The organism is Rhodococcus sp. FG69 (genome assembly GCF_057808915.1).
Map to the genome: position 1 here is coordinate 23,345 of NZ_JBMDIX010000030.1, position 26,204 is coordinate 49,548.

At 62.8% G+C, this 26,204-nt stretch carries 23 protein-coding genes; 4 read left to right on the plus strand and 19 right to left on the minus strand.

Annotation, left to right across the window (positions count from 1 at the left end; translation table 11 throughout):
• Window positions 1-29: 29 nt before the first annotated feature.
• Genes ACODSO_RS20935 through ACODSO_RS20955 form a run of 5 tightly spaced genes read right to left on the minus strand, consistent with a single transcriptional unit; the run spans window position 30 to window position 6,126 of the window.
• A complete protein-coding gene (locus tag ACODSO_RS20935) occupies window positions 30-2,111 on the minus strand; it encodes a cutinase family protein (RefSeq protein WP_489038637.1) in 2,082 nt (693 codons plus the stop codon).
• A gap of 39 nt (window positions 2,112-2,150) precedes the next feature.
• Window positions 2,151-3,440, minus strand: a complete 1,290-nt coding sequence (locus ACODSO_RS20940; RefSeq protein WP_489038639.1) for a MinD/ParA family ATP-binding protein — start codon at window positions 3,438-3,440, stop codon at window positions 2,151-2,153.
• Window positions 3,440-4,096, minus strand: coding sequence for a hypothetical protein (locus tag ACODSO_RS20945; protein ID WP_068368161.1), 657 nt, complete (start codon window positions 4,094-4,096; stop codon window positions 3,440-3,442). The genes ACODSO_RS20940 and ACODSO_RS20945 overlap by 1 nt, the downstream gene beginning before the upstream one ends.
• 55 nt (window positions 4,097-4,151) lie before the next feature.
• Window positions 4,152-4,745, minus strand: coding sequence for a DUF8176 domain-containing protein (locus ACODSO_RS20950; RefSeq protein WP_068368162.1), 594 nt, complete (start codon window positions 4,743-4,745; stop codon window positions 4,152-4,154).
• Window positions 4,746-4,794: 49 nt separating this feature from the next.
• On the minus strand, window positions 4,795-6,126 hold the full coding sequence (locus ACODSO_RS20955) for a hypothetical protein (protein ID WP_231912300.1): 1,332 nt from the start codon (window positions 6,124-6,126) through the stop codon (window positions 4,795-4,797).
• Between the two features lie 1,113 nt (window positions 6,127-7,239).
• On the opposite strand from ACODSO_RS20955, the gene ACODSO_RS20960 reads away from it, so the two are divergent.
• On the plus strand, window positions 7,240-7,692 hold the full coding sequence (locus ACODSO_RS20960; protein ID WP_068368169.1) for a helix-turn-helix domain-containing protein: 453 nt from the start codon (window positions 7,240-7,242) through the stop codon (window positions 7,690-7,692).
• A gap of 95 nt (window positions 7,693-7,787) precedes the next feature.
• Here ACODSO_RS20960 and ACODSO_RS20965 read toward each other — a convergent pair whose 3' ends face one another.
• From ACODSO_RS20965 to ACODSO_RS21020, 12 genes are all read right to left on the minus strand, one after another.
• Complete coding sequence (locus tag ACODSO_RS20965; protein WP_489038640.1) at window positions 7,788-8,792, minus strand: GAF domain-containing protein; 1,005 nt, start codon at window positions 8,790-8,792, stop codon at window positions 7,788-7,790.
• A 51-nt stretch (window positions 8,793-8,843) separates the two neighbouring features.
• Entirely contained in the window at window positions 8,844-9,662 is an 819-nt protein-coding gene (locus ACODSO_RS20970) for an SDR family NAD(P)-dependent oxidoreductase (protein ID WP_068368174.1), read from the minus strand.
• A gap of 269 nt (window positions 9,663-9,931) precedes the next feature.
• Window positions 9,932-10,720: an enoyl-CoA hydratase/isomerase family protein gene (locus ACODSO_RS20975; RefSeq protein WP_489038641.1), complete on the minus strand. Its 789-nt coding sequence runs from the start codon at window positions 10,718-10,720 to the stop codon at window positions 9,932-9,934.
• Between the two features lie 87 nt (window positions 10,721-10,807).
• Window positions 10,808-12,727, minus strand: a complete 1,920-nt coding sequence (gene acs / locus ACODSO_RS20980; RefSeq protein WP_489038642.1) for an acetate--CoA ligase — start codon at window positions 12,725-12,727, stop codon at window positions 10,808-10,810.
• Window positions 12,728-12,771: 44 nt separating this feature from the next.
• Complete coding sequence (locus ACODSO_RS20985) at window positions 12,772-13,974, minus strand: acetyl-CoA C-acetyltransferase (protein WP_068368189.1); 1,203 nt, start codon at window positions 13,972-13,974, stop codon at window positions 12,772-12,774.
• Between the two features lie 148 nt (window positions 13,975-14,122).
• Complete coding sequence (locus ACODSO_RS20990; protein WP_331712348.1) at window positions 14,123-14,539, minus strand: WhiB family transcriptional regulator; 417 nt, start codon at window positions 14,537-14,539, stop codon at window positions 14,123-14,125.
• A 194-nt stretch (window positions 14,540-14,733) separates the two neighbouring features.
• Window positions 14,734-15,132, minus strand: coding sequence for a carboxymuconolactone decarboxylase family protein (locus ACODSO_RS20995; protein WP_068368191.1), 399 nt, complete (start codon window positions 15,130-15,132; stop codon window positions 14,734-14,736).
• Entirely contained in the window at window positions 15,125-15,985 is an 861-nt protein-coding gene (locus ACODSO_RS21000; RefSeq protein WP_068368194.1) for an HpcH/HpaI aldolase/citrate lyase family protein, read from the minus strand. Before ACODSO_RS21000 ends, ACODSO_RS20995 begins: the two co-directional genes overlap by 8 nt.
• A complete protein-coding gene (locus ACODSO_RS21005) occupies window positions 15,982-16,467 on the minus strand; it encodes a MaoC family dehydratase (protein ID WP_068368197.1) in 486 nt (161 codons plus the stop codon). Before ACODSO_RS21005 ends, ACODSO_RS21000 begins: the two co-directional genes overlap by 4 nt.
• Entirely contained in the window at window positions 16,464-17,630 is a 1,167-nt protein-coding gene (locus tag ACODSO_RS21010; protein ID WP_068368200.1) for an acyl-CoA dehydrogenase family protein, read from the minus strand. The genes ACODSO_RS21005 and ACODSO_RS21010 overlap by 4 nt, the downstream gene beginning before the upstream one ends.
• Complete coding sequence (locus ACODSO_RS21015) at window positions 17,627-19,633, minus strand: acetyl-CoA carboxylase biotin carboxylase subunit (RefSeq protein WP_068368220.1); 2,007 nt, start codon at window positions 19,631-19,633, stop codon at window positions 17,627-17,629. The genes ACODSO_RS21010 and ACODSO_RS21015 overlap by 4 nt, the downstream gene beginning before the upstream one ends.
• Before the next feature lie 5 nt (window positions 19,634-19,638).
• Entirely contained in the window at window positions 19,639-21,216 is a 1,578-nt protein-coding gene (locus ACODSO_RS21020; RefSeq protein WP_068368203.1) for a carboxyl transferase domain-containing protein, read from the minus strand.
• 115 nt (window positions 21,217-21,331) lie between these two features.
• On the opposite strand from ACODSO_RS21020, the gene ACODSO_RS21025 reads away from it, so the two are divergent.
• On the plus strand, window positions 21,332-21,973 hold the full coding sequence (locus ACODSO_RS21025; RefSeq protein WP_489038643.1) for a TetR/AcrR family transcriptional regulator: 642 nt from the start codon (window positions 21,332-21,334) through the stop codon (window positions 21,971-21,973).
• 545 nt (window positions 21,974-22,518) lie between these two features.
• Window positions 22,519-23,412: a TIGR03619 family F420-dependent LLM class oxidoreductase gene (locus tag ACODSO_RS21030; protein ID WP_068368210.1), complete on the plus strand. Its 894-nt coding sequence runs from the start codon at window positions 22,519-22,521 to the stop codon at window positions 23,410-23,412.
• A 182-nt stretch (window positions 23,413-23,594) separates the two neighbouring features.
• Here ACODSO_RS21030 and ACODSO_RS21035 read toward each other — a convergent pair whose 3' ends face one another.
• Together ACODSO_RS21035 and ACODSO_RS21040 are read right to left on the minus strand one after the other, a co-directional pair.
• Entirely contained in the window at window positions 23,595-24,443 is an 849-nt protein-coding gene (locus tag ACODSO_RS21035; protein ID WP_489038644.1) for a 3-hydroxybutyryl-CoA dehydrogenase, read from the minus strand.
• 63 nt (window positions 24,444-24,506) lie between these two features.
• Window positions 24,507-25,817: an MFS transporter gene (locus ACODSO_RS21040; protein WP_489038645.1), complete on the minus strand. Its 1,311-nt coding sequence runs from the start codon at window positions 25,815-25,817 to the stop codon at window positions 24,507-24,509.
• Window positions 25,818-25,979: 162 nt separating this feature from the next.
• Here ACODSO_RS21040 and ACODSO_RS21045 point away from each other — a divergent pair, with 162 nt between their 5' ends.
• A complete protein-coding gene (locus tag ACODSO_RS21045; RefSeq protein WP_489038646.1) occupies window positions 25,980-26,144 on the plus strand; it encodes a hypothetical protein in 165 nt (54 codons plus the stop codon).
• Window positions 26,145-26,204: the final 60 nt, after the last annotated feature.

Below are 26,204 nucleotides of genomic sequence, written 5' to 3' on the forward strand. Positions count from 1 at the left end.
CACGGCTGCAGAGCCTGCTCGGCGGCTGGTCAGCCCCCGATCTTCTGGGTGAAGAAGTCGATGAGCCATTGCAGGGCGCTGCGGCCGGTGGAGTCGACCGTGAAGTCGCCGTAGGACTGATGCGCACCGGAGGCGAAGAACGTCGCGGCGTCGATACCAGCACCGACCAGCTCGGCCGCGTCCCCTGCGCCCGGTGAGGAGGCCAGTGAGACGAGACTGCCTGCCAGACCGGCGAAGTCGCCGCTGGAGGCTTGCTGGCCGATCGCCGCGGACTGTCCGGTGACCTGGGTCTGAGCGCCGAGCTGGTCGGGGCTGGTCTTGGAGGATCCGGTGAGCACTCCGACCGCAACCGAGGCGAGGTCGAGCCCGATGGGCAGCAGCTCGGCGGCGGCCGCGAGGTTGCCGGTTTCGAGGATCTTCCACGCGACTTCCTGGATCGCGCCGACATCGTTGGCCAGGCGGATCACGTCGACGTTGCCGAGCAAGCTCAGCACCAGGGAGGCAATCTGCGCCGAACCGCTGGGGTCGGGGATCATCGCCACCAATGCCGAGAGGGTGTGCAGGTCCACTCCCGCAGCCATTTTCACGATCGGCGCGAACTGGTTGTTCAGGTCTCCGGCGATCTTGTGCGATCCCGCGACGTCGAGAGCGGCGACCTTCTGCGGCAGCGCGATCAGGTTGTCGACGATGCCTTGGTAGTCTAGGCTCGTGAAGCCGGTCGCGACGTTGACGACCTGGTTGACCACCGTCTTCGGCTTGAGCAGTGAGAGCACCTGCGTTGCCGAGGTCAGCGCATCCGGGGACACGGACTGCAACGGTGCGACCTGCCCGGTGAGCGTTGCGGCCGTATCGGTCAGCCCTGCGGTGGTGCCGGTGCCGCCCAGCACCGACGAGGCGGTGTCGGCGATCGAGGTCGCGGTGCTGAGGACTGCGGGAATGTCGATCTGATCGAGTGCGTCGAGAACCGTGGAGGTCTTCGCTTCCGGCGATCCTTCCGGTGCGGTGTCGATAGTCGAGCGGATGCCGGGGTTCGCGGCGATCACCGACTGAACATCGGCGACCGGTTCGAGGGTGTTGAGCAGCGCTGTCGCCGAGGCCCCGACGCTGGCGACCTGAGACTGCGTGCGGTTGGTTCCCACCGAGTCGGGCAGGGTGGCCACCCGCTCCTCGAGAGTCGATGCGGTGTGCGCGGCACCGGCCAGATCGACGCGGGAGAAGTCCGAGACCAGCGACGACGAGAAATCGCTGGCCTCTCCCGACTGCGCCGGTGTCGTGCCCGGTTGCGTTCCGGCACCGGTGACGCCGCCCTGCGCGGACGTCGACGGCACTGCGGTACTCGACGCTGCTGCGCTTGATCCGGATCCGGTCTGTCCGCCGGTGGTGGCCGGGTCGACGGGCTTGTTCGCCAGCACCTTGCCCAGGCCCGCGAGCAGACCGTCCTTGCCGGCGTTCGTCGAGCAGTACAGGTCCGTGGGATTGCAGAGCTGCTTGACCACCGGGGCGAGAGAGCCGAAGCCTTCCGGCCGGACCCCGCCGATGCCCTGGCCGTCGACCTTCGGCCCGACGACGGTGCCGCCCGCGGTGCCCTGGTGCGGATCGGCGACCAGACCGACACCGAGAATCCGGGCCGCGGGAACGACGCCGCGTCCGTTGCCGATCTCGGCGGCGATGTCGCCGGCGGCGTCCGCGCCCTGGGAGTAGCCCGAGAGCAGGAACTTCGACGTCGCGCACGCGGAGGTGAGGATGTTGTTGATGGCGCTCTTGCCGGTTTCCTTGCTGTCGGCGTAGGTGCGCCCTTTGTCGAACGCCGAGGCCGCGTACGCCGGGTAGTAGACCTCGATGTCGTTGCCGTACTTCTGTTTCAGTGCGTTGCCGACAGTGGCGAGCATCCCTACCGGGGTGGTCGGATTCGCCGCGGCGTTGGTCTCCCACGTACCGGGGGTCATGATCGCGACGTACTTTGCGCACGAGGTCGCCGCCGTCGCAGCCGGGGCAGCGTGTGCGGGGACGGTGCCCGCGGCCAGGACCACCGCGGAGACGACGACGGTCAGCGCCGACAGTGTCCGGCGTTGTCGTCGCCGCGGTGTGGGGTGCGTTCTCTGGCCGGTCATCGTGTTTCTCCTCGTGTGCTTGAGCGGGGTGGGGACGGGTCAGGCTCCGCGACGGTCGCGGCTGCGCCGCTCCCACTGCGAAAGCTGTGGGGGCGGCGCGCTGTCGGGCTGGCGGTACACCGATTGCGGGGAGTACGGATCGGTGAACTGATAGGCCGCGCCGGCTCGTGCCGCGGCGACGTTGTCGGCGACCAGGGCGGTGACGTTGGTGTAGGCCTCGATCGTGGCGGGCGGGAGGTCCTTGTAGAGGATCCGGTCACCGCGGGCGAGCGCTGATTCGTACGGGGCCTGAATGAAATTGCTGTCCTGGACACCGAGATTGCGCAGATCCTCGAAGACCGCCGAAGCCAACTGCGGGTTGGAATCCGGTGTTGCACAGGTCACGATGACCGTCGACGCCAACAGGTGCCCGTAGCCGCGAGCGATAATGCCCTCGAGCATTTGATAGACCTGCCGGGCGATGTCGAGGCGTAGCGGGAGCGGAACGACCAGGGCATCGGAATGCTGTACGGCCCACTGCCAGCTCTCGGCCAAGGGATTTGCGGCGGTATCGATGACGATCAGGTCCCGGTGTCGGCGCAGCACTGCCATCACCGCAGCGCATTCGTCCCACCCCAGGTTGCGCTCACGGTCGGCCGAATTGTCCGCAGCGAGAATGTCTTCCATCGTCGGCTGACGCCGCAGGAACGCATTGAGCGACCCCGACACCGCCGACGAGGACGCCAGCTCGTGTGCATGATCGAGCAGGTCCCACACCGTGAGCTCCGGATCGGTGGTGCGGGCGGCGCGATCGCCGAGACTGCCGAGTGATTCGCTGGCGTCGAACACTGTCACCCCGTGGCCACGGTGCTTACCGAACGTCGAACCGAGCATCACCGATGTCGGGGTCTTGCCCGCCCCGCCCTTGGGGTTGATGACCGAGACCACCGAGCACCCGGGAAGAGGCTGCTGCACAACGCGAATCGACTGACGCAGTCTGACTTCGGCAGATGCAGGCTTGGGCCTCAGGTGAGTTCCCAAGGCGGCATTGAGCCGTCCCCGCAGGCCTGCTTCGGCCGGCTCGACGGTCGGGTCTTCCTCCTGGCGGTCGAACAGTCGCGCTCGGTAGAACGCTGTGGGGTCGACATCGGGTGTCTCGACCGCTGCCAGTGCGTCCTGTCCGACTCCGTACGGATCCGGTGTCGTGTCGGTGTGGACGTCTTCTGCAGGCTGTTCGTCCGGTTCGGATTCGGGTCGGCGAAGACGCTGAGCGCGGAGGTTGACGGTGTCCTCGGCTTCGTACCCTGCGACGGGGTTGTCGACGTCCGGGCGCGGGTGCTGTTCGGCCATCAGCCGACCTCCGCTTGATCGTCGACGAGTAGGTCGGAGAGCCGGATCGCCTGCCACGGACGGTGTCCGGGAACCTCGCACCACACGGTGGCCGGATTGTCGTCGTCGATCTCGAGGCGTTCGAGGTGCACTCCGTAGCGTGCCGCGAGGGCTGCGAGCCGGGTGCCGTCGAGGTGCGGGTTGGAGATGTGCAGAATCAGCCGGATCGCGGGGGCTTCGAGCTCTTCGCGTAGTTTGCCGGCGAGAAAGGCTGCCTTGCCGGCCGCGGAGTCGTCGGCCGATGTCTGATCGCCCTGACGGAACACCGCGTCCTTGCTGTGGAATGTTCCGTACCAGGCTGTTTCGTCGCCGTCGCCGACCACTGCGAAGCTGCCGCGCTCGTCGCCTGCAGCGTAGAGCTCGACCACCGGTGCGGCGGCGGCCGCGGAGGCGACCGCGTCGGTGACCTGCTCGGCTTCGTTGGCGCGCATTCCGTCGTAGTCGAGGTCGAGCTGCTTGTAGAGCTCTCGTTTGACCTTCTGCCACATCGACCAGCCGGACAGGCCCGCCTGCTCTGCCCAGGCGCGGATCTCGCTCGCGGTTGACGCCCTGAGGGTCTCGTGTGCCTGTCGTACTGCGGTGGCGGCCTCGGCCCATTCGCTCGCTGCATCGCTCATGTCCTGGCGTTCCTTTCGTGATGGCTGTTCGCCGCGGTGCTGCGGCGGCGGGTGTTCATGCCTGCTCGATGGCGGCGATGACGTAGCGACCGTCGACCTGGTCGGTGGTGATCCGTTGGCGGTACTGCGTCCCGGGCCCGTTCGGTCCGCTCTCGGTGAGGGTGAGGGTGTAGGAGCCGGTGCGCAGCGGGTCGATGTCGAGGCAGTAGGTGGTGCCGGCCGGGACGGTGGCGATACCTGCGTCGAGGTTGGCTTCGACGGTGAACGGTGCGCTCGTCAGGGCGTTCGGTGAGACCAGAGCGTGCGCGGCCGCACCCGATCGCTGGACGTAGTAGGCGTGCTCGAACGCGGCGATGACCCCAGGGCCGCTGTTCTGGTCACCGGTCGGCATCGAGCAATCCGGTCCGGCGGCAACGGTTGTCGGTGCGACGGAGGACGAGGCGATCGTGTCGGCGGCTGGTGTGTCCGGCTCGGAGTCGCCACCGCTGAGCAACACAGCGGCGGCGACGCCCACGAACACGACAGCAGCCCCGGCTGCCGAGACCGCGCGTCGGCGCGATCGCGGCACCCGGGGCGAGCTCGACGGCACCCCTGATCGGGCTGGGCCGGTGGCACTGGCAATCGGAGATGTCGTCGAACGGCGCATCATCTGGATAGGTCCTTCCTGGCTGGTCCAACTGGCTGGCTGTAGGGCGGAATCAGGCGGGTGCGAACGCTGCCTGCAAGCCGCCGAGAGCGGCAGTGGCCTGATCGACCAGAGGAGCTGCAGCCGACTGCACCGTCTCGACGGTCTGAGCCACCTGCGGCTGTTCGAGGGCCGTCGAGGTGAAGCCCTGCACTGCCGAGGCCGCCGGTGCGGTCCACACCGACGCATCGTTGACGGCTTTGTCGACGATCGGAGCCGCGTTCTGAAGGGCTGCGTCGGCCGCCGCGAGAACCTGGCGGCCGTTCGGGTCGGCCGCGAGATTGTCGCGAACCTGCGCGATGGGGCCGGGGAGATCGACTGTCGCGGCCGGCGGGATCGTCGGGACGCTGTCGGCAGCCGGGGGAACCACCACAGGGGCGGGGGCCGGCTCTTCGATGATCTGCTGCTCGCCGCCGAGAACGGTGGCACCGAGGATGCCGCCGATGACAGCGCCTGCGCCGGTCAGGCCCAGCACGATCGGTGCCGACAGTGCTGCACCGACGCCTGCTCCGGCAAGTGCGGCTGCGCCGGGGATGAAGACCCAACCCACCGGTCCTCCCCAGACGACCGCACCGGTGCCGGCGGTAGCGGCGACTCCGAGTCCACCGCCGATAGCAGCAGCGGTGCCGGTGATCACTGCGGCCGGGACCACCGATGCCGCGAGGCCGACAGCGCCACCGGTGATGACACCGGTCGCGGTACCCGCTGATATCCGGTCGGCGCGGGGCGCGTCGGCGAATCCGTTGTCCACGAGCCAGTTTCCGCCATCGGCTTGTATCGCCTGCAACGTGTTGTTGGTACGTGTGAGCAGATTTTGGTCGACGATGTTGGTATCGACCGGCACCAACGTGCCGCCGACGATGAAGGTTCCGGGCGGGGCCTCGATCGGGGCGATGACCTTGCGCTGCACCGTCGGGACCGGCGGCGGTGGCGGCGGAGTCGCCTGCAGCGCCGGGGGTGTTTCGCTCGGGGCGGCCTGCGGAGCGGGGGCTTCGTAGTAGGTGTTCTGGTAGTTCGAGGACTGCTGGTTACCGGCCAGGTAGTCGTCGTAGCTACGCGACGGGGTTTGCTGCACCTGTGGTGAGGGCTGGTAGCCGTCCAAGTACTCACGCGGTTTCGGAGCTGGCGGCGGCGGGGTGGCCGGTGCCGTCTGCGGTGTGCTCGTGACGCCCGGTTGTGATCCTTGAGGACTGGTCACTCCCGGCTGAGATGGTGCAGCCTGCGCGGGAGCGGCCTGCATGGTCAGGCCGGCGATCGTCACCGCGGCCACGACGGGCAGCGATTTGATCACCCGCCCTCGCTTCTTGGATGAGCGGTGGTCTTCGGTGCCCGGTGATGCTGGCATTGGTGTCGATCCTTTCCTGGTGCGACCCGGCGATCGGGTCGTGCTGGTGAACGCGATTGCGGAGCAACCGTTCTGGCGACAATTGGTTATAGGTAAGTCGGTGAAGAGAAGTGGATGGGTGCGTGCGATCCATAGGTTGTGGGCCAGTCGCACGCACCCATCACGTGCTAAAGGCTCAGACCCAGCCGAAGACCACCGACCAGAACCAAGGCTGCTGGAAGATCCACATCGGGTATCGGAATCCTTTCTGTGCGAACGGGTGTGAGGGCCAAGGGTGATGTCCCGGCGGGGCCGCGCAGCGCTGAACATGATGAAATGCGCTCACTGCGCGACCTCGCGCCGGTCCACCGGCTGAGCTACAGGGCGCGGGGAGCTCCTGTAGCTCACGAGTGGGACTATCGGCGAAAGCCCATCCGAGTCGGGTTGCAGTCCGGACTGTCAGGTTTGGGGCTTACGGGTAGGAATGGACCGCTCATTGCACGATGTGGATGGACCCCACTCTGCTAGCAGGGCTCCGTCGTCACCGATGTATTGGTGGCGACCGGAATGCCCTTGCTCAAGCGAGCAGGCAATCAAGTCGCCATGTGTGCGATTTACGACGATTGACGCACAGAACTGTTTCTGCGCGAGGAAATTTGGCACCATCGCATCCCGTGTGGCACTCACCTTGATTCGCCCCCGTAACCCCGGCGAAAGCGGCGATGTCGGGCGGATGCACCTGCCGTCGCACCTCGTCCCAATGCTGAACTTCGACGACGGTAAATGCTGATCTCAGCCGTCGACTGCAACTGCGATGTTGCAAGGGCAAAAGACGCGAACATGTAGAACTCCCGACAGGAATGATCGGACGGATTCTGTGAACAGACCGACCTGATGTCCCGCGCTACAAGCAGTGCCGAGATAGACAAGCACCGAGGATTCCCTGTTGGGCGCGCATCAGGACTGTAGAACAGGTTCTGCGCATGGCGCAATCGGTTCTGCTTTGTGGGACTCAAATCGAATGAGTACATAACCGCAACAGTAACGCGCAACTATAAAACGCACAAGAGTTCGCAGTCGTCGTCGATCGAGGAAGATAAGACTGTCTTGCAAGGTCGACAGGGAGTTGGGACAGTGCCGCGAAGCGGAGTTCGTGGATTTCGCGCCGACCGGTTGCGGGAGCTACGGGTACGTGCGGGGTTCAGTGCTGACGACCTCGCGGCGAAAGTGGGCGCGACCAGACAGGCAGTATCGACCTGGGAGACGGGGCGCTCGACGCCACCGCCTGCGACGCTTGGTCGGATCGCGAATGCCCTGCACACGTCGGTCGCAGCGCTGGTTCCGATCCCGGAGTCTCAGCTCAGATTGTCCGACCTGAGGGTGCACGCCGCGCTGTCCCAGGGCGACGCTGCAAAACTGCTCGGGATGTCGACAACCGTTCTCGCCGACATCGAACGTGGGCGCAAGCCCGCGACCGAGGAGCGCATCGAGTCGTTAGCCAAAGCGTATGGCGTATCGACTCGGACGGTGGCGGCTGCGTGGAGTCGAACTCGCGATGCCCGCACGACACGCGCACAGTCCCTGTAGAAAACGCAACTATTAAACGCACTTCCAGCGTTCGCGCTTCAACTGCACTCAGTCCGCAATGAGCTATGTGGATCCGTATGAATCCGCGAACTTATTTACTCCTCGGACAATTCGGTCAGAGTGACGAGTGCGGCCGTAGTGTGCTGGTCGAGCGAGACCAAAACCGCGTCGATCGTCATAGGCTTCCAATTTCCGTCAAGAGTTCTGAAGCGAAGCACGCCGTTGGCGCGTTCGCGTGCGAGGGCGTTCGACATTTGCTTCGCAATCGGTACGTCGTCCGGATGAATCGCCGGCACCGGTTCGTCAGGAAGGTTTTCCCAGCAGATATCCGGTGCGGGGTCAGAGTTGTACCAGCGCAACAAGTTGAGAGTTCTGAGGTTGACCAGCGCGCGGTACTCGCCCGCCTTGGTGGAAGCCTCCAGAACGCGATGCTCGAGAATCGTAGGTGGAGGAGCGATATTGATTTCCCCTGCGGGGCCGATGTCGTGGGTGATACCCCTCAAAATGACTTCGGTGCCCGAAACCCCGTCTTCGGCAATCATCCGGCACGAGAAGTGCGCAGCCCGCAGTTCGCCGTCGTCCCGCCTCACCGTCCAGACCGCTTGGTGAGTGGTGCCCGGCGCTGATTGCACGATCTTGGCCATCGCCTCGCTCTCGTCGCGATTGGTGACAAGTCGGGTGAACGCTCCGGCGAGTGCACGCTGGGTTTCGCGCTCATCCTGCGGAACGCGGTAAAGGTCGAGTAGATCGTTGCTACCGCTTGCGGTGCTCTTGGTTAGGTTGAACTGCCACGCCCCAGCGGCGTCCCGACGAGGTGGAGTCTCGTCGCGCTGGCCGAGCCACACCCACACACCATGTGTGCGGCCAGCGAAGGTGTGCAGTGGTTCGGCCAGTACTCGCCTGTAGCGGTCTTTGGCTAGCCGATCCACCACGGCTCCTGTGGAGAGCGCCTCCGCTACCGCGGCCAGTGCCTCGTTGCGGCTGCCGGAGCTGCGGAGAACATTACGAAGTGAGACAAAGGACTTGGGCGAAGACCCAACTCCGATGACCGACGGCTCTTCGTCTCCGAACGTCTCTATCAGGATCCAGCTATTCGACATAGTTGACCGACCCCCGCAGGTCTGGTGAGTGGTTTGTTTACCGGCGACGTCTTACCAGCGTCTTCGCGCAACTTGAATCGCAGGCAGAATCTGTTGGTACTGCGAACCAAGGACTCGCGTCGCTAGGTCTACGAGCCGAGCATCGTTGCCGACCGTCACTCTCGACTTACCTTTCCATGCTCCGTGGATGATCTTCCTAGCTGCATCGACAGGATCGGTTCGAGCGACGTGTCGATCGAAGAGGTCAGCCGTACGAGTCGGATCCACGCCAGGTGCTGCTCGCGCTGAACGTGCGATAGACGTCTTCAATCCGCCCGGGATCACGCACGTCGCACGAGCGGTTCGTGACGCCAGCCGCAGTTCTTGGTTGAGGGCCTCGGTGAAACCTCGTACGGCAAATTTGGACGCGTTGTACGCCGAGTAGCCGGGTGCGGACATGACCCCAAATACGGATGAGACATTGATGATTCGACCTCGAGGTGACTTCAAGATGTCGGGCAAAAAGGCGCGAGAGCTGTTCACTACGCTCTCGAAGTTGGTTGCCATCACGAGATCGAAGTCAGCTGGGGGAGTGTCGATGACATCGCCGCTGTAGAGGATGCCCGCGACGTTGAAGACCGCATCGATACCGCCCAATTCGGAACGTGAAGACGCTGCCCACGAATCGATTTCGGACCGGTCGGCGACGTCCATACGGGTCGCGTGCATGACTTTGGTGGTAGCCGCACACTGTGACTGAACGTCGAGGAGGGCATCGAAGTTCTTGTCTGCGAGGGAAAGAGACCAGTTCGAGCGCGCTAGCTGCAACGCAATCTCGCGGCCCACTCCCGAGCCCGCGCCCGTGACCACTGCTCTCCAATGTCCCGGCATTGGCCACTCCTCCCGTCTCGGTGCCCTTGGTAACTAGGCACAGTAACGAACGGGGCGCGGCTTCGCTAGAAACCAGTTGGTCTGTGTTGTGGTTTGTGTCATTGGCGTTCCGCCGTAGTCCTACCAGTCAGGCTTCAGCAGGTCGGCTCCACGCAGGATCCGGTTTGGCGAGCGCAGTCTGGTTACCAGGCGCGCCACGTGTCTCGTGCAGTTTGTGGAATGCCTGTCCAAGACAGTCCTGAGACTCCGACTGACCGTCGGTGCCGGTGTCATTCGCCGTTGTAATTCGCGTGGCCTGGGCCGTCGTCGATGAAGGACTGGAAGCCGTTCTTCCGATCTTTCGTGTCGAAAATGTCTACAAATAAGCGTTCCTCGATTTGCAGCCCCACAGCGAGGTCAACTTCCATTCCGAGGTCAATGGCACGCTTCGAGTGGGAGATTGCCATAGAAGCGGCCCCGCTGAACTGTCTCGCCCACGCGAGTGCGGTGCCGAGGACGTCGTCGGGCGCGACAACTTCGTCGACGAGTCCAAAGTCGAGTGCCTCGGTAGCCTCGATCACCCGGCCGGTGAAGATCAGTTCCTTGGCCTTCGATGGTCCGATCAAGCGAGCAAGTCGCTGTGTGCCCCCGCCTCCCGGCATGATTCCGAACTTGGTTTCGGGGAGCCCGAGCTTCGCGTTCGCGGCGGCAATACGTCGGTCGGCCCCTAGGCACAGCTCGAGACCGGCACCGACAGCCAGACCGGTGATTGCCATGACCGTCGGCTTGCCGATGTCCGCAATGGCACCGAGATGTTGTTGAAGGCGGCGGGCATCCGCGCGCAGTTCGGCCGAGGTCATGGAGTGCAGCTCCTTGATGTCGGCTCCGGCCGCGAGCGTTTTCGGACCGCCGTACACCACCACGGCGCTTATATCGGAGCGTCGGTTTGTCTCCTCGGCCGCGGCGGCGATCTCCATCTGTACTTGTCGGCTGAGCAGATTGTGCGGCGGCCGGTCGATGCAGATGATTCCGACTCCGGTGTGATCCTCTGGCGTCTGGAGTTTCACGAATTGGGTCATAGTTTCCTTGCGTCAAAGACCGAGGTTGCACCAGCTGCGTTGAAGCACTGCGGGTGCTGGTGCCGATCGATCGACTGAGAGTGTTTGCTAGCGGCCTTTTGTGATCGCCTCGAATACCTTCGGGTCGACGAGGGTGGAGACGTCGCCGAGTTCGCGGCCCTCGGCCACGTCACGGAGGAGGCGGCGCATGATCTTTCCGGAGCGCGTCTTGGGCAACTCCGGCACGATCGAGATTTCCCGCGGCTTGGCGATCGGTGAGATCTCCTTCGACACCTGGGCTTTGAGTTCGGCGATCAATGCGTCGCCGGTGTTCTCGATGCCCGCGCGCAGGATGACGAACGCGACGATGCCCTGACCGGTGGTCTCGTCGGCGGCACCGACGACGGCAGCCTCGGCGACACTGTGATGACTGACCAGTGCCGACTCCACTTCCGACGTGGAGATGCGGTGGCCGGAGACGTTCATGACGTCGTCGACGCGGCCGAGGACCCACAGGGCGCCGTCCTCGTCGTACTTGGCACCGTCACCGGCGAAGTACCAGCCTTCCTCGGCGTAGCGCGACCAGTAGGTGTCCTTGTAGCGGTCCATGTCGCCCCAGATCCCGCGAAGCATCGCCGGCCACGGCTCGGAGAGAACGAGGTATCCGTTGCCGCCGTTGCCCAGTGGTTTGGCGTCGTCGTCGACGATCTTGGCCGAGATACCGGGCAGCGGAGTCATGGCCGAGCCGGGCTTGGTGGATGTGACGCCGGGGAGCGGAGAAATCATGATCGCGCCGGTCTCGGTCTGCCACCAGGTGTCGACGATCGGTGCGCTGCCGCCGCCGACGACGTCGCGGAACCAGCGCCAAGCCTCGGGGTTGATGGGCTCGCCGACGGACCCGAGCAGGCGGATCGAGGACAGATCGTGTGCCTCGGGAATCTCCTTGCCCCACTTCATGAATGTGCGAACGAGGGTGGGGGAGGTGTAGTAGATCGACACCTTGTACTTCTCGATGACGTTCCAGTGTCGGTGCTCGTCGGGCGAATTGGGCGTGCCCTCGTAGACGACCTGGGTGGCGCGGTTGGAGAGCGGTCCGTAGACGATGTAGGAGTGTCCGGTGACCCAGCCGATGTCGGCGGTGCACCAGTAGACGTCCGTGCCGGCCTTGTGGTCGAAGACGTTGTGGTGGGTGTACGAGGTCTGCGTCAGGTAACCGCCGGAGGTGTGGATGATGCCCTTGGGCTTACCCGTCGTGCCGGAGGTGTACAGGATGAACAGTGGGTGCTCGGCCGGGAAGGGCTGCGCTTCATGCTCTTTCGATGCTTTGGCGACGGTCTCGTGCCACCACAGGTCGCGTCCGTCGGTCCAGGCGACGTCGGAGTCGGTGCGCTTGACGACGAGCACGTGTTCGATCGAGGCTGCGCCGTCGACTGCTTCGTCGACGGTGTCCTTGATGGGGGCGGGCTTGCCGCGTCGCCACTGGCCGTCGGTGGTGATGACGAGCTTGGCTTCGGCGTCGTCGATGCGTGAGCGCAGTGCGGTGGCCGAGAAGCCGGCGAAGACGACCGAGTGGGTCAGGCCCAGGCGTGCGCACGCGAGGATCGAGACGATGGCCTCGGGGATCATGGGCATGTAGATCGCGACGCGGTCGCCGGAGACGAGGCCGAGTTCGGTCAGGGTGTTCGCGGCTTGGCTGACGTCGGCGAGCAGATCGGAGTAGGTGACGTCGCGGCTGTCGCCTGGCTCGCCTTCCCAGTGGATGGCCACCTGGTCGCCGTGTCCGTCGATGACGTGGCGGTCGACGCAGTTGTAGGCGACGTTGAGCTCGCCGTCGGCGAACCACTTGGCTACAGGGGCGTCGGACCAGTCGAGAACTTCGGTGAACGGGGTGTGCCAGTGGAGTCGGCGAGCCTGTTCGGCCCAGAAGCCGAGTCGATCCTCTTCGGCGGCGGCGTAGAGATCTGCCTGAGCGTTCGCCTGAGCCGCGAACTCGGCCGAGGGTGCGTAGACGTCAGGGAAAAAGGGCATTTGCGCTGCTTTCGGATGAGGTGTCGAGGCGTTCCTACCGCTGCTCATCGCCGTCTCGGCACGCGGATGATGAGGGCGTCGCCTTGTCCGCCGCCACCGCACAAGGCAGCGGCACCGATGCCGCCGCCACGACGTCGCAGTTCGAGCGCCAGGTGTAGTGCGATTCGAGCTCCGGACATTCCCAGCGGATGACCTATCGCAATGGCACCACCGTTGACGTTCACTTTGCTTGCTTCGATACCGAGCTCACGTGCGGAGGCGATACCAACGGCGGCGAACGCCTCATTGATCTCGATCAGGTCCAGATCCTTGGGATCGATCCCCTCCTTCGCACACGCCTTGTCGATTGCGCGCGCCGGCTGAGACTGCAGAGATGAATCAGGACCGGCCACGACACCGTGGGCACCGATTTCCGCGATCCACTCGAGCCCGAGGGTCTCGGCCTTTGCTTCGCTCATCACGACAACGGCGGCCGCACCATCGTTGATCGTGGAGGCGTTTCCTGCTGTGATGGTCCCGGTCTTGGCGAACGCCGGCCGCAACTTGGCGAGTGAGTCGGTGGTGGTGTCGGCGCGGATGCCCTCGTCCTGAGTAACCACGATTGGGTCGCCTTTACGCTGTGGGATCGACACCGGTACAACCTCGCCGTCGAAGATGTTGTTTCTCCACGCCGCAGCCGCACGTTGATGTGATGCCGCGGCGAATGCGTCTTGCTCTTCACGGGTGCTTGCGCCTGCGCCTTCATTGCAGGCTTCGGTGAGCCCGCCCATCGCCTGATTGGTAAAAATGTCGTACAACCCGTCGTACGCGAGATGATCGCGCATGGTGACATCGCCGTATTTGTATCCTGCGCGGGACTTTTCGAGCATGTGTGGAGCCTGCGTCATCGACTCCTGACCGCCGGCGACAATCACTTCGAACTCTCCCGCACGAATCATCTGATCTGCCAACGCGATCGCGTCGATGCCGGACAAGCACACCTTGTTGATCGACAAGGCCGGCACATGCATCGGAATGCCTGCGGAGACTGCGGCCTGACGTGCGGGTATCTGACCGGCACCAGCGGTGAGAACCTGACCCATGATGACGTATTCGACGAGCTCGGGGGCGACACCGGACTTGTCCAGCGCACCTTTGATCGCGATTCCACCCAGGTCAGAACCGGAAAAACTCTTCAACGCACCGGACAATTTGCCGACTGGGGTTCGGGCTCCGGCCACGATCACGGACGAGATGGGGTCGCTCATGCTGTTGAGTCCTTTTCATTCGTTGGCGGGCGACAGGCATCTGTCACCGAAGTCGAATTATTTGGCGAATGTTGGTGCGGGCGTGTTATTCACGATGGAAATGAAAGCCGACTCTTTCGTAACAAGTCGGTCGACGTGCTCGTCCGGCTCATCTCACAGAGCCGTTCAGTTCCCACGCAATGAGCGCTCGTTCTTTCGGCGTCGTTCCTCCCCAGATTCCGTGAGGTTCGTGATGGGCGAGTGCATAGTTGGCGCATTCGACACGAACTGGACAGTTCGAGCAGATGCGCTTGGCTTCCGTTTCCGCTCGATGCCGCTGGGGACCACGTAGTGACTCCGACGGAAAGAAGACCGACGAGGCGTAACCATGGCAGTTCCCACTCCTCTGCCAGGCCCACACCTCCTCGGTCGGCACCGCAAGAATCGCTGTGCCGGTTCGGTATCGACGCATGATCCCGTCGACCAGTTCAGGCGACAACGTTACGGGTGCGGGAAGTGTTCGAGGGCATGGCTCGGCGTACTTCTGTCGACTCATACCAAGGCACCTATTTGTCGGACTGGGCATCGCCGCCCGGTGCGCGACCGATTACAGCTACCGTGGGTCATTGATTTCCTGTTTTCTCCATCAAAGTGAGCTATTACTATCGACTGTGATGGCCTTGTACCACCGTCGGTGTCGGTGCACGATCGGACAGTGTGGGCCCAGTGCACCGTCCGCCTGGCGATTCGATCGTGCGTGCAAACGTGTTGGGTCCGAGATCAAGCCGCGTTGTTCGACTCGTCGAAGACTTGTTGGACCACCCGCATAGCGGCAAGTGCAGCTGGTGCCCCGCAATAACCCACGGCGTGGAGAATTGCCTCGGTGATTTGTTCACGAGACAGACCGTTGGTGAGCGCCCCCCGAACGTGTCCTCGAAGTTCGTCGTGGCTGCGCAGAGCGGTCAGCATTCCAATAGTGACCAAACTTCTTTGGGCTCTGTCCAGTTGCGGCCGCGACCACAAAGCGCCCCAGATATGTTCTGTGACAAAACTTTGTATGTCTTCCGATTCAGTTTCTCGGGCGCGGTCGAAGGCACCCTGAACGAACTCGGCACCCATGACGGCCGATCGAACAGCTATCCCTTGCGCGAGCCCAGGCGTTGGTGCGTCATCAGGCATCTACGGCCCCCGGTGACAGGGACTGATCCGCCCGTCGAACGTCTCCCTCACGTACACGCGCGAGTATGCGACGAGCGTGTTGGATGACTGGGGCATCGACCATATGCCCCTCGAAGGAGAAGACACCGCGATTGGTCTTCGCCGCGGCGAGCACACGCCCCGCCCAATCGATTTCCGTCTCGGTCGGGGCATAGGCCTCACGAATCACGCCAACCTGGGTGGGATGGATCGCTACTTTGCCGTCGAACCCGACTGCGACCGCGTCGTCGGCCTCGTCGCGTAGGCCTGCGAGGTCGCCTATGTCGAGGAACACTGAGTCCAGCGCGAAAACGCCCTGTGCTTTTGCCGCCAAGAGTGTTTGCGATCGAACATGCTGTGCGACGTCGCGGTAACCGCCGTAGTTGAACCTACTGGAGTTACCACCGAGCGCCGCGACGAGGTCTTCGGCACCCCACATCGCTCCGACGGCGTTGTTGGCACCCAGCGCAACGTAGCTGTTGATCGCACCGAGAGGCGATTCGATCAGCGCGATGACGAGACGCGGAGCGAGCGCTGCGATTTGTTGTGGGCCCTCGCATTTGGGGAGCATTACGATTTGGTAGTCAGTACGATCGAGTGCAGCGAGATCGGCTGACCAGTCCGCGCTTCCCTGGGGATTGATTCTGACCACTGTGGTGGCGGGGTCCAACGGTGTGGAGATGAGAGCTTCTCGTGCTGCGGCCTTGTCTGCTGGTGCCACACCGTCTTCGAGGTCGAGGATGACAACGTCCGCGCGAGCGGCGGCCTTGGCGAACCGTTCCGGTCGATCTGCCGGGCAAAACAACCAGGCAGGCCCAGGCGATGACCACGTCATGACGGTTCCTCAGTGGGCCGCAATCGTACGAGGGTTTTGCGGACAGCCACGGCGACGATGTCTCCGTGCTGGTTTCGGCCGGTGTGGGTGAAGGTCACGACGCCTTCGCCGGGTCGGGACTTGGATTCACGTTTGTCGGTGATCACCGTCTCTGCGTACAGAGTATCGCCGTGGAAGAGCGGTTTGGGAAACGACACCTCCGAGAAACCGAGGTTCGCCACGATGGTGCCCTGAGTCAACTGCGTCACCGACAGTCCGACAAGAGTGGAGACGGTGAACATAGAATTCACCAGACGCTGGCCGAACGCTGTCGTCTCGCTGTAGGCGGCATCGAGGTGCAGGGCCTGAGTGTTCATCGTCTGCGTGGTGAACAGGGTGTTGTCGGCCTCGGTGATGGTGCGGCCCGGCCGGTGCTCGTAGACGGTGCCGAGCTCCATCTCCTCGAACCACAGGCCCTGCTGGCGAATCCGCTTGTCGCTCATAGTCCCAGGCTCCGCGCGATCAGCATCAGCTGCACCTCGGTGGTGCCTTCGCCGATTTCGAGGATCTTGCTGTCGCGGTAGTGGCGAGCGACGACGTACTCGTTCATGAAGCCGTAGCCGCCGTGAATCTGCGTCGCGTCACGCGCATTGTCCATCGCAGCTTCGGAGGCGACGAGTTTGGCGATCGAGGCTGCTTTCTTGAACGGCTTACCCGCCAACATCAAGGCTGCCGCGTCGTAGTACGCCGTCCGTGCGGTATGAGCGCGCGCTTCCATCCGAGCGATCTTGAACGAGATCGCTTGGTTGCGGCCGATGGGTTGGCCGAACGCTTCGCGTTCTTTGGCGTATTTGACGCTTTCGTCGACGCATCCCTGCGCTGCGCCGACCGATACCGCGGCGATCGCGATCCGGCCCTCGTCCAGAATGTGCAGGAAGTTCGCGTACCCGCGACCCTCCTGCCCGAGCAGATTCTCCTGTGGCACGCGCACATCGGTGAAGCTGAGCGGATGCGTGTCGGAGGCGTTCCAGCCGACCTTGTTGTAGGCCGCTTCGGCGACGAACCCGGGGGTGTTCGTGGGAACGAGGATCGACGAGATCTGCTTGCGTCCGGTCGCCTCGTCGACGCCGGTCACCGCGGTGACGGTGACGAGCTCGGTGATATCGGTGCCGGAGTTGGTGATGAACTGCTTGCTGCCGTTGATGATCCAGTCGCCGCCGTCACGCTTGGCGGTGGTCTTGGTGCCGCCCGCGTCGCTGCCGGCACCGGGCTCGGTCAGACCGAACGCGGCCAGGGCCTTGCCTGCGGTGAGCTTGGGCAGCCACTGCTGCTTCTGTGCGTCGTTGCCGAAGCGGTACACCGGCATGGCACCGAGCGAGACACCGGCTTCGAGGGTCATCGCGACGCTCTGATCGACCTTGCCGAGCTCCTCGAGCGCCAGGCACAGCGCGAAGTAGTCGCCGCCCATGCCGCCGAACTCCTCGGGAAACGGCAGGCCGAACAGGCCCATCTCCGCCATGCCTGCGACTACCTCGTACGGAAAGGAATGCTCGGCATCGTGTTTCGCCGACACCGGCGCTACGACCGTTCTGGTGAAGTCGGCAACGGATTTGACCAGTTGCTGGTACTCGTCGGGCAGATTCGACGACGACAGGTGATCGGTCATGGCTGGTCCTCTTCGGTGGGTGTGGGAACGATTCGGGCGAGGATCTGATCGACGCGGACCTGATCGCCCACTGCGACAGTGAGTTCGACCGTGCCGTCGATCGGGGTGGTCAGGGTGTGTTCCATCTTCATCGCCTCGACGACGACGATGGCGGTGCCCGCAGTGACGGTGTCTCCGGATTTCATCGCAACTGCAATGATCGAACCGGGCATCGGTGAGAGAATTTCGGCGTTGCCGGAGTGCGCGTCCTCTTCGCGGACACTGGGTTCGGCGACGGCCCGAAGTTGCCACGTTCCGCGGGAACTCGATATCCAGGTCGAGGCCTCGTCTCGTGCGAACGTGAGGGATTCGCGGCGGCCGTCGACAACAACATTCACGATGTCGGCGGTGGAGTCTGCGTGTAGCGACTTGGGAGGGTCGTCGTCGATGGCGACCTTCGCCGAGTCCGGTGTGCCGGAGATAGATACGTGCGCGGCCCTGTCGCCGACTACGAGGCGGAGGACGAACGGCGTGTGTGCCCCGACTCGCCATCCCGACGGCGATGCCCAGATGTCATCGCCTGCGGTGCGCCAGAGCTGTAGCCAATCCAACGCGGCAGCAGCAATCAGTGCTTCGTCGGTGACGGGAGCTGCGATAAAATCCTCGACGCGGCGGTCGAGGAGCCCGGTGTCGAGCTTGCCGGCGCGAACGTCGTTGTCCGCGAGTAAGAATCGTGCGAATTCGATGTTGGTGACGACACCGAGGACCGCGGTCTCCGACAACGCCCGGTCGAGTGTGCGGAGGGCGCTGGGACGGTCGGGTCCGTAGGCGATGACCTTCGAGAGCATCGGGTCGTAATTGCTGCCGACTTCGGTGCCGACGGCAAGCCCGGAGTCGATGCGCACGTTCTCGCCGGCGGGTTCGCGTAGTCCGACGACGGTGCCTCCGGTGGGGAGGAATCCGCGGCCGGGATCCTCAGCGTAAACACGCGTTTCGATTGCGTGCCCGGTCAAGGTGATGTCGTCCTGCGTGATCGTCAATGTTTCACCGGCGGCGATCCGTACCTGCCACTCGACGAGGTCGAGTCCGGTGACCATTTCGGTGACCGGGTGCTCGACCTGCAGACGAGTATTCATTTCCATGAAGAAGAAGTCGTCCGGGCTGTCGGCCGAAACGATGAACTCCACCGTCCCTGCACCGGAGTAGTCGACACTGCGGGCAGTGTTGCAGGCGGCCTCGCCGATGCGAGCCCGGGTTGCTTCATCGAGCAATGGCGACGGTGCCTCCTCGATGACCTTCTGGTGTCGCCGCTGCAAGCTGCATTCACGCTCGCCGAGATGGATGACGTTGCCGTGTTGATCGGCGAGGATCTGTACCTCGATATGCCGGGGCCGCAACACGAATCGTTCGAGGAAGAGGGTGTCGTCGCCGAAGGAGGATGCTGCTTCCCGTCGCGCGCTGGCCAGCGCTGCGGGTAGATCTTCGGTGCGTTCGACCAGGCGCATGCCTTTGCCGCCGCCTCCGGCCGAAGGTTTGACCAATACCGGGAATCCGACATCCTCGGCTCCGATGATGAGGTCGTGATCGGTCAGGCCGGGTCGAGAGATACCGGGTACGACGGGGACACCGAACTCGGAGACTGCCGCCTTGGCGGTGATCTTGTCGCCCATCACCTCGATCGCTCGGGCCGGCGGGCCGAGGAATGCGATATCGGCGGCTGCGCACGCAGAGGCGAAATCGGCATTTTCCGACAAGAAACCGTAACCCGGGTGAATGGCCTGTGCGCCGGTACGTTTCGCTGCGTCGATCACCTTGTCGATGACAAGGTAGCTCTCACGTGCGCTTGCAGGTCCGATGCGCACGGCGGTGTCGGCTTCGGCGACGTGGCGGGCACCTGCGTCGGCGTCGCTGTACACCGCCACGGACCGAATACCCATGCGGCGCAACGTACCCGCTACTCGTACAGCGATCTCGCCGCGGTTGGCGATCAGGACCGTATCGATCTGCCTCGTGCTGGTGGTCATATCACTCACATCCTGAAAACGCCGTAGGAGACCGCTTCGAGCGGCGCATTGGCGCACGCCGAGAGAGCGAGCCCGAGAACTTGCCGAGTGTCGGCCGGATCGATGATGCCGTCGTCCCAGAGCCGGGCCGTCGAATAATAGGGATTGCCCTGATCTTCGTATTGCTGGCGGATGGGAGCTTTGAACTTCTCCTGGTCTTCTTCCGACCACGGCTTACCCGACGCGTCCAGTTGGTCACCCCGGACTGTGGCAAGGACGGACGCTGCCTGCTCGCCGCCCATCACCGAGATTCGCGCGTTGGGCCACATGAACAAGAAACGTGGTGAATAGGCCCGTCCGCACATCGAGTAGTTGCCTGCGCCGTAGGAACCGCCGATGACGACGGTGATCTTGGGAACCCGCGCGCACGCCACTGCCGTCACCATCTTGGCGCCGTGTTTGGCGATGCCGCCTGCTTCGTAGTCGCGGCCGACCATGAAACCGGACAGGTTCTGCAGGAACACCAAGGGGATGCTGCGCTTGTCGCACAGCTCGATGAAGTGGGCACCTTTCATGGCCGACTCGGCGAACAGAACGCCGTTGTTGGCGATGATCCCGACGGGGTGACCGTGGAGGTGAGCGAATCCTGTGACGAGCGTCTTGCCGTACTCGGCCTTGAACTCGTCGAATCGACCCGCGTCGACGACGCGGGTGATAACCTCTCGCGCATCGTATGGGGTTCGTGGATCGGTGGGAACGACGTCGTACAGCTCGGTCTGAGCGGCAATGGGTTCACGTGTGGGGAGGATGTCCCACGGGACCGGGGTGCGCGGGCCGAGCGTGGAAATGACTGTGCGGACTCGCTTCAGTGCGTCGCGGTCGTCGTCGGCGAGATGGTCGGTGACTCCGGAGACCTTCGAGTGCAAGTCTCCACCGCCGAGTTCCTCGGCCGTGACGATCTCACCCGTGGCGGCTTTCACCAGCGGGGGTCCGCCGAGGAAAATGGTGCCCTGGTTCCTGACGATGATCGCTTCGTCGCTCATCGCCGGTACATAGGCACCGCCTGCAGTGCACGAGCCCATCACCGCCGCGATCTGTGCAATACCTTTGGCGCTCAACGTCGCCTGGTTGTAGAAAATGCGGCCGAAGTGCTCGCGGTCGGGAAACACCTCGTCCTGACGCGGCAGGAATGCGCCACCCGAGTCGACGAGATAGATGCACGGAAGGGTGTTCTGCAGGGCGATCTCCTGCGCGCGGAGATGCTTCTTAACCGTCATCGGGTAGTATGTTCCGCCCTTGACGGTGGCGTCGTTGGCGACGATCACACATTCGCGCCCCGAGACGCGGCCGATACCGGCGATGACGCCGGCACCGGGGCACTCGTCGTCGTAGAGACCGTTGGCTGCGAGCGGTGCGATCTCGAGGAACGGGCTACCGGGATCGAGGAGCTCGTTCACCCGCTCGCGGGGCAGCAGTTTTCCGCGAGCTACATGACGCTCCCGCGATTTCTCGTTTCCACCGAGCGCGGCTCGGGCGATTCGTTCGGCGAGCTGCTTGCTCAGCAGTTCGTGCTCGGTTCTGTTGGCGGTCAGTTCGATTGCCATATGGTGCGCGCCTCAGTCGTCGTCAAACCAGGTGATTTCAGTTAATCGCATGTAACTAATCGTATAGTAAACTACGATTAACTGAACTGTCCAGTGGCTGAGCAGAAATGATGCGATGACAACGCAACCGACGCACCACACCGAACCCAAACCGACGACGCTGCGCGAGCAGCGCAAAGCCGAAAGACGGTCACAGCTCTTGTCCGCCGCGGCATCGCTGTTCGCCGCGCGGGGATTCGCGTCGGTCAGACTCGAAGATCTCGGTTCTGCCGTGGGAGTAAGCGGCCCTGCCGTGTATCGACATTTCCCGAACAAGGAAGCAGTTCTAGTCGAACTGCTGGTCGACATCTCGGAATACCTCCTGGGCGGGGGCCGTGATGTGGTGGCGCGTCACACCGCTGCTGACGTGGTCACCAATAGAATCATCCTGTCGGAGCTGATCGATTTTCACATCGACTTCGCTCTAGGATCACCCGCTCTCATCCGCATTCAGGATCGCGACCTGTACAACGCACCGGAATCTGCGCGAAGACGAATTCGCCGCATGCAGCGGGAGTACGTAGAGCTGTGGGTTTCGAGCTTGTGTGCCGCAGAACCCGCAACGAGCGAGTCAGATGCCAGAACCAAGGCCCATGCGGTGTTCGGATTGATCAACTCGACTCCCTACAGCGCAGGCAACACTCCATCGAAGAATACGAAATCTCTACTACGGGTGATGGCAATGGGATCACTCGGGTTGAGTACCGCCGAAAGATGAACTGGCGTGTCTTCCCGGTCCTCGACCTACACGTGGTTCCCGAGCGGCTTTGCAGTGTTTCGATCGAAAAGGTCTTCACGGAGCGATGATTCGCGACCTCCGCGTACCCACCCTCCATCATAATCACTCGAGCGAGCACGCGACGCTGGCAGCGATGTGCGATCTGGCGACTCGCGATCTTCCGAACGGATGTCTGCCGCCCGACGCTCTGCGGGTTCACGATCATCCGCCGACAGCCTCACACGCATGCTGGAGTTCTCCTCCTCGTGGGTAGTCAATGGCTCGATGTACCACCTTTTGAAGGTCGTAGTGCTCGGCGCGTCGACATTTCGGCCGTTATCGCCAACGCGTCAGCGACTGACGGACCAAGGAGTCGAGGTGACATGTATGTCAATTGACGTTGGCCTACCTGGCGGTCGGACTCCCCGATTCGCCCCACCGATAGTGTAACTGGCAACGACACGGTACTTGACTATCAAGTCAACCAGTGATGTTATGTGTTGGCGGTCACACTCAGGCCGCTTCCTCCAATGTTCAGTAGAAGCATGAAGATCGGAATCATCCAGGTCCCAGCCGATCACGACCATGATCCAGCGGTGGTAGCAAGGCGCGCCGAAGAATTGGGGTTCGATTCCTACTGGCTGGGTGACCATCCAGTTGTCCCAGTCGACGAGAACCTCTTGAACTATCCCGGACGGTGGGAGGAAGGGGCGAACGAACCTCCGTCGCTGGTAATGAGAGAGTCTGACCCGCTGATCTGCCTGGCTCGTGCGTCCGCTGCCACCAGTACGATCAAATTAGGAACGGGAGTGCTTCTTCCTGCCGAACGAGGGGCGATTCTTGCTGGCTCGCAGATCGGAACACTCGACAACATAAGCGGCGGTCGGCTCCTGCTCGGAGTCGGCACAGGTTGGAACGAGACGGAATGTGTTGTCATGGGTGGTGATTGGAAGCGGCGATGGACCCAGGTCACCGAACACGTCGCCGCTATGAAAGCTCTGTGGACGACCGACCCATCGGAGTTCCATGGGAAGTACGTTGATTTTCCGCCAGTGCGATCATTTCCGAAACCATTGAGCAAACCACACCCTCCGGTTCTACTGGCTTCGATGGGATCACCGAAAGTGTTCCGCCGCATCGCCGAGTGGGGTGACGGCTGGATCCCGATCGTCCAGTCTGCGGAGGAGCTTGCCGAGGGAGTTCAGCAAATGCACGCAGCCGCGGACCAGGTCGGACGACGGCGCGAAGATCTGAGTGTGACGGTGTTCGGACTGCAGGGGCAATGGCGGTCTCGCAGCGAGGTCGAGGCCCTTCACCGTGCTGGCGCGGAGCGTGTGGTCGTCTGGCTTCAGGACGTCCCGCTGGACGACCTGTTGGCCGAGATGCAATCTCTGGCCGACGAGTTCGGTTTGCTCTCGACTGCTGCTGCGAAGTCCTGAGGACCCACCGTCTCGGCGTCAGGAACTGAGTGCAGCGCGCTCAAACGTCGGTATCGAGCCAGCCTGGCCATCTGATTCGGTGATGGCCAGGTTGAGCGCGCCGGTTGCGAGTATGCGGATACCGATCCTCGACGTTGTTGAGCTCCAGACTGCATCGGGGTCCGACGACGGTGAATGGGTAATCAGTAGGTGTAGAAACCATGTCCAGTCTTGCGTCCCAAACGTCCGGCTTCGACCATGCGGCGCAGCAGCGGCGGCGGTACGTATTGCGACTCTCTGAACTCGTCGTACAGCGAGTCCGTCACAGCCATTATTACGTCCAAACCAACTGTGTCGCAGAGCTTCAACGGTCCCATCGGATGTCCGCATCCTGCCACCATTCCTGAATCGATATCCTCGGCCCGGGCGAAACCGGACTCAAGCATCCGAATGGCAGAAACGAGGTAGGGGACCAGTAGTGTGTTGACAATGAATCCCGCACGGTCGCCCGAGCGGATCGGGTCTTTGGACAAGCGTTCGGCTACGTAGTTCGTGGCGTAGCCAGCCACTGATTCCGAAGTTCGCAGTCCGACCACTATCTCGACCAAAGCCATCACGGGAACCGGATTGAAGAAGTGCATGCCAACGACGCGTTCCGGGTGCGCAGTCGCATTCGCGAGACGGTTGATCGGAATGGAAGAGGTGTTGGAAGCCAAAACAGCCGTGGTCGAAACGACAGCGTCAAGTCTACGGAAGAGCTCCGACTTCATTTCTTCGATCTCTGGAAGCGCTTCGATGACCAGCTCTCGGTCGGCGAAGTCGTCGACCGAGAGCGTAGTGGTGATCAAACTCCGTGCGTCGTCGCAAGCTTTTTGCGTGAGCTTTCCCCTGTGGACGGCGCGAAGAAGCGAACTGTCTATCCTCGCGGCAGCAGCAGTAACTGCCATTTCGTCGCGTTCGAGGATCAGGACAGGGTCGCCGGCGCGTGCCACGACCTCGGCAATGCCGGCTCCCATTGAACCACCGCCAACGACTCCAACTTTGGTCTCCACCGGGTACTCCTTCTGTCAGCAGCAATCGAAGTAGGTCTGTAGCGCACGTGTCTGTGCGCGGAGTCAGGCCTCGGCTTCGTGAGTCGGTGCGGATCGCACCGGTGTCGAAGGCGCCGTCGAGACGCCGTCGATCGCGGCGATGTCCTCGAGTGTCCGTCCTTTGGTGCGTTCACCGAAAACCCCGACGGTCACTGCGGCAAGGCCGGACGCTGCTGCCAAGAATATGAACACGGACGTGAAGCCCGATTGGCCGAGAATCGCGCCGATTGCGAACATGCAGATGACTGTCGCAAGTCGTCCCACGCTACTGGGAATTCCAGTTCCCAACGCGCGCAGATGAGTTGGGAAGAGTTCCGGGATGTATGTGTAGATGACCGCGGTGTTGCAGTAGAGCAGCAGGCTGATAGCGACTCCGGACACCGTGAAGACCACGTTGGAATCGGTGGTGCCGAACACGACCAGCAGTACCGCCGTCAGCAGATAAATGACCATGATGGCGGTACGACGTTCGACCCGCTCGATGAACAGAAACGCGAGTAGCGCTCCAGGGCAGGCCGCGATCGCAAGTATCGACGTGTAGGTCAAGCTGCTGCTTGTGCTGAATCCATGCTCGGTGAGAAGGATTGGCATCCACGAGTTGTAGCCGTAGAACGCAGATGTCGCGAAGGCGAGCGTCAGAGACATGACCACCGCACGCTTGAGATAGCCACTGCGCACCAAGTCGCGGGCGGTACCGGCAGGAACTGCCTGCGCGGTGACCGGAGCGGGAAGGTCGGCACCTGTGATGTGCACCGACTGGCGTTCGATGGCGTCGACGATCTCGACACTTCGCGCGTCGACCGTGACCCCGGGATTCTGCTCGATCCATCGAACTGACTCCGGCAACAGTCGCGAGGCAACCAGCGCGACGATCAGTCCACTGCCGCCAGCGACGAACACCCATCGCCATCCGTTATCGCCCAGCGGTACAACCCAGCGACTCAGCCAGGACATCAACGGGATGCCCAGTAATGCGACGGCCAGCAACAAGGACTGCACTTTCCCTCGATAGTTGCGGGGGAACATCTCGGCAACGTAGGTCAGCGCCGCAACTGTCACGGCATAGAGGCCCGCTCCGATGAAGAATCTGTATGCCGCAAGTTGCATGGGGCCGCTGGATGTCGCTGACAGAATCGACAGGACCGAGTAGAAAACCGTTCCCCACACCAAGAGGCGTTTGCGGCCGAAGCGATCAGCGAGAATTCCGCCGACCACTGCGCCGAGCGACATTCCGAGAAAGGCACTTGCGCTGATGAACGCGACGACATCGACGGACAGCCCCCACTGCTCGCGTAGCGTCGGGGCGACGTATGCAAAGGCGTTCAGATCTGCCATTTCGAACACCAAAAGGCCGGCAACGACTGCGCCCCAAATCTTGTGGCGCTTCGTGAGAACTGGAATGCGGTTCAATCGTTCTGTGAGTGTGTACTCCGAGGTAGTCATACCCGGCTCGACTTTCTGCCTGAGGAACTCGATGAAAGAGACTGGATTGATGTAATGCCCTTGGCCGCCGGGCGCAGGGGCGTGCGCGGCAAGGTGTGCGCGGCGATTTCCGCCGAGTTCGTCGGTCCGGAGGGCGTGGCGCAGTCGCTGTCGGACAAGCAGTCAGAAGTTCGCCTTCGTCGGTGTACCGACGAGATCTACCAGATCCGCGACGGGTAGTTAAAGTAGCTTTACTTGACGTTTAAGTCAATATATGATGCTGACGATGATTCAGGTGCT

Coding starts and splice junctions, on each gene's coding strand:
- ACODSO_RS20975 (WP_489038641.1), bottom strand. CDS start 10,720: ATGACCCAATTCGTGAAACTCCAGACGCCAGAGGATCACACCGGAGTC.
- ACODSO_RS21000 (WP_068368194.1), bottom strand. CDS start 15,985: ATGACGTGGTCATCGCCTGGGCCTGCCTGGTTGTTTTGCCCGGCAGAT.
- ACODSO_RS21030 (WP_068368210.1), top strand. CDS start 22,519: ATGAAGATCGGAATCATCCAGGTCCCAGCCGATCACGACCATGATCCA.
- ACODSO_RS21005 (WP_068368197.1), bottom strand. CDS start 16,467: ATGAGCGACAAGCGGATTCGCCAGCAGGGCCTGTGGTTCGAGGAGATG.
- ACODSO_RS20995 (WP_068368191.1), bottom strand. CDS start 15,132: ATGCCTGATGACGCACCAACGCCTGGGCTCGCGCAAGGGATAGCTGTT.
- ACODSO_RS20950 (WP_068368162.1), bottom strand. CDS start 4,745: ATGATGCGCCGTTCGACGACATCTCCGATTGCCAGTGCCACCGGCCCA.
- ACODSO_RS20990 (WP_331712348.1), bottom strand. CDS start 14,539: ATGCCCAGTCCGACAAATAGGTGCCTTGGTATGAGTCGACAGAAGTAC.
- ACODSO_RS20955 (WP_231912300.1), bottom strand. CDS start 6,126: ATGCCAGCATCACCGGGCACCGAAGACCACCGCTCATCCAAGAAGCGA.
- ACODSO_RS21010 (WP_068368200.1), bottom strand. CDS start 17,630: ATGACCGATCACCTGTCGTCGTCGAATCTGCCCGACGAGTACCAGCAA.
- acs (WP_489038642.1), bottom strand. CDS start 12,727: ATGCCCTTTTTCCCTGACGTCTACGCACCCTCGGCCGAGTTCGCGGCT.
- ACODSO_RS21025 (WP_489038643.1), top strand. CDS start 21,332: ATGACAACGCAACCGACGCACCACACCGAACCCAAACCGACGACGCTG.
- ACODSO_RS21015 (WP_068368220.1), bottom strand. CDS start 19,633: ATGACCACCAGCACGAGGCAGATCGATACGGTCCTGATCGCCAACCGC.
- ACODSO_RS20970 (WP_068368174.1), bottom strand. CDS start 9,662: ATGCCGGGACATTGGAGAGCAGTGGTCACGGGCGCGGGCTCGGGAGTG.
- ACODSO_RS20940 (WP_489038639.1), bottom strand. CDS start 3,440: ATGGCCGAACAGCACCCGCGCCCGGACGTCGACAACCCCGTCGCAGGG.
- ACODSO_RS20945 (WP_068368161.1), bottom strand. CDS start 4,096: ATGAGCGATGCAGCGAGCGAATGGGCCGAGGCCGCCACCGCAGTACGA.
- ACODSO_RS21020 (WP_068368203.1), bottom strand. CDS start 21,216: ATGGCAATCGAACTGACCGCCAACAGAACCGAGCACGAACTGCTGAGC.
- ACODSO_RS20965 (WP_489038640.1), bottom strand. CDS start 8,792: ATGTCGAATAGCTGGATCCTGATAGAGACGTTCGGAGACGAAGAGCCG.
- ACODSO_RS20935 (WP_489038637.1), bottom strand. CDS start 2,111: ATGACCGGCCAGAGAACGCACCCCACACCGCGGCGACGACAACGCCGG.
- ACODSO_RS21045 (WP_489038646.1), top strand. CDS start 25,980: ATGCCCTTGGCCGCCGGGCGCAGGGGCGTGCGCGGCAAGGTGTGCGCG.
- ACODSO_RS21040 (WP_489038645.1), bottom strand. CDS start 25,817: ATGGCAGATCTGAACGCCTTTGCATACGTCGCCCCGACGCTACGCGAG.
- ACODSO_RS20985 (WP_068368189.1), bottom strand. CDS start 13,974: ATGAGCGACCCCATCTCGTCCGTGATCGTGGCCGGAGCCCGAACCCCA.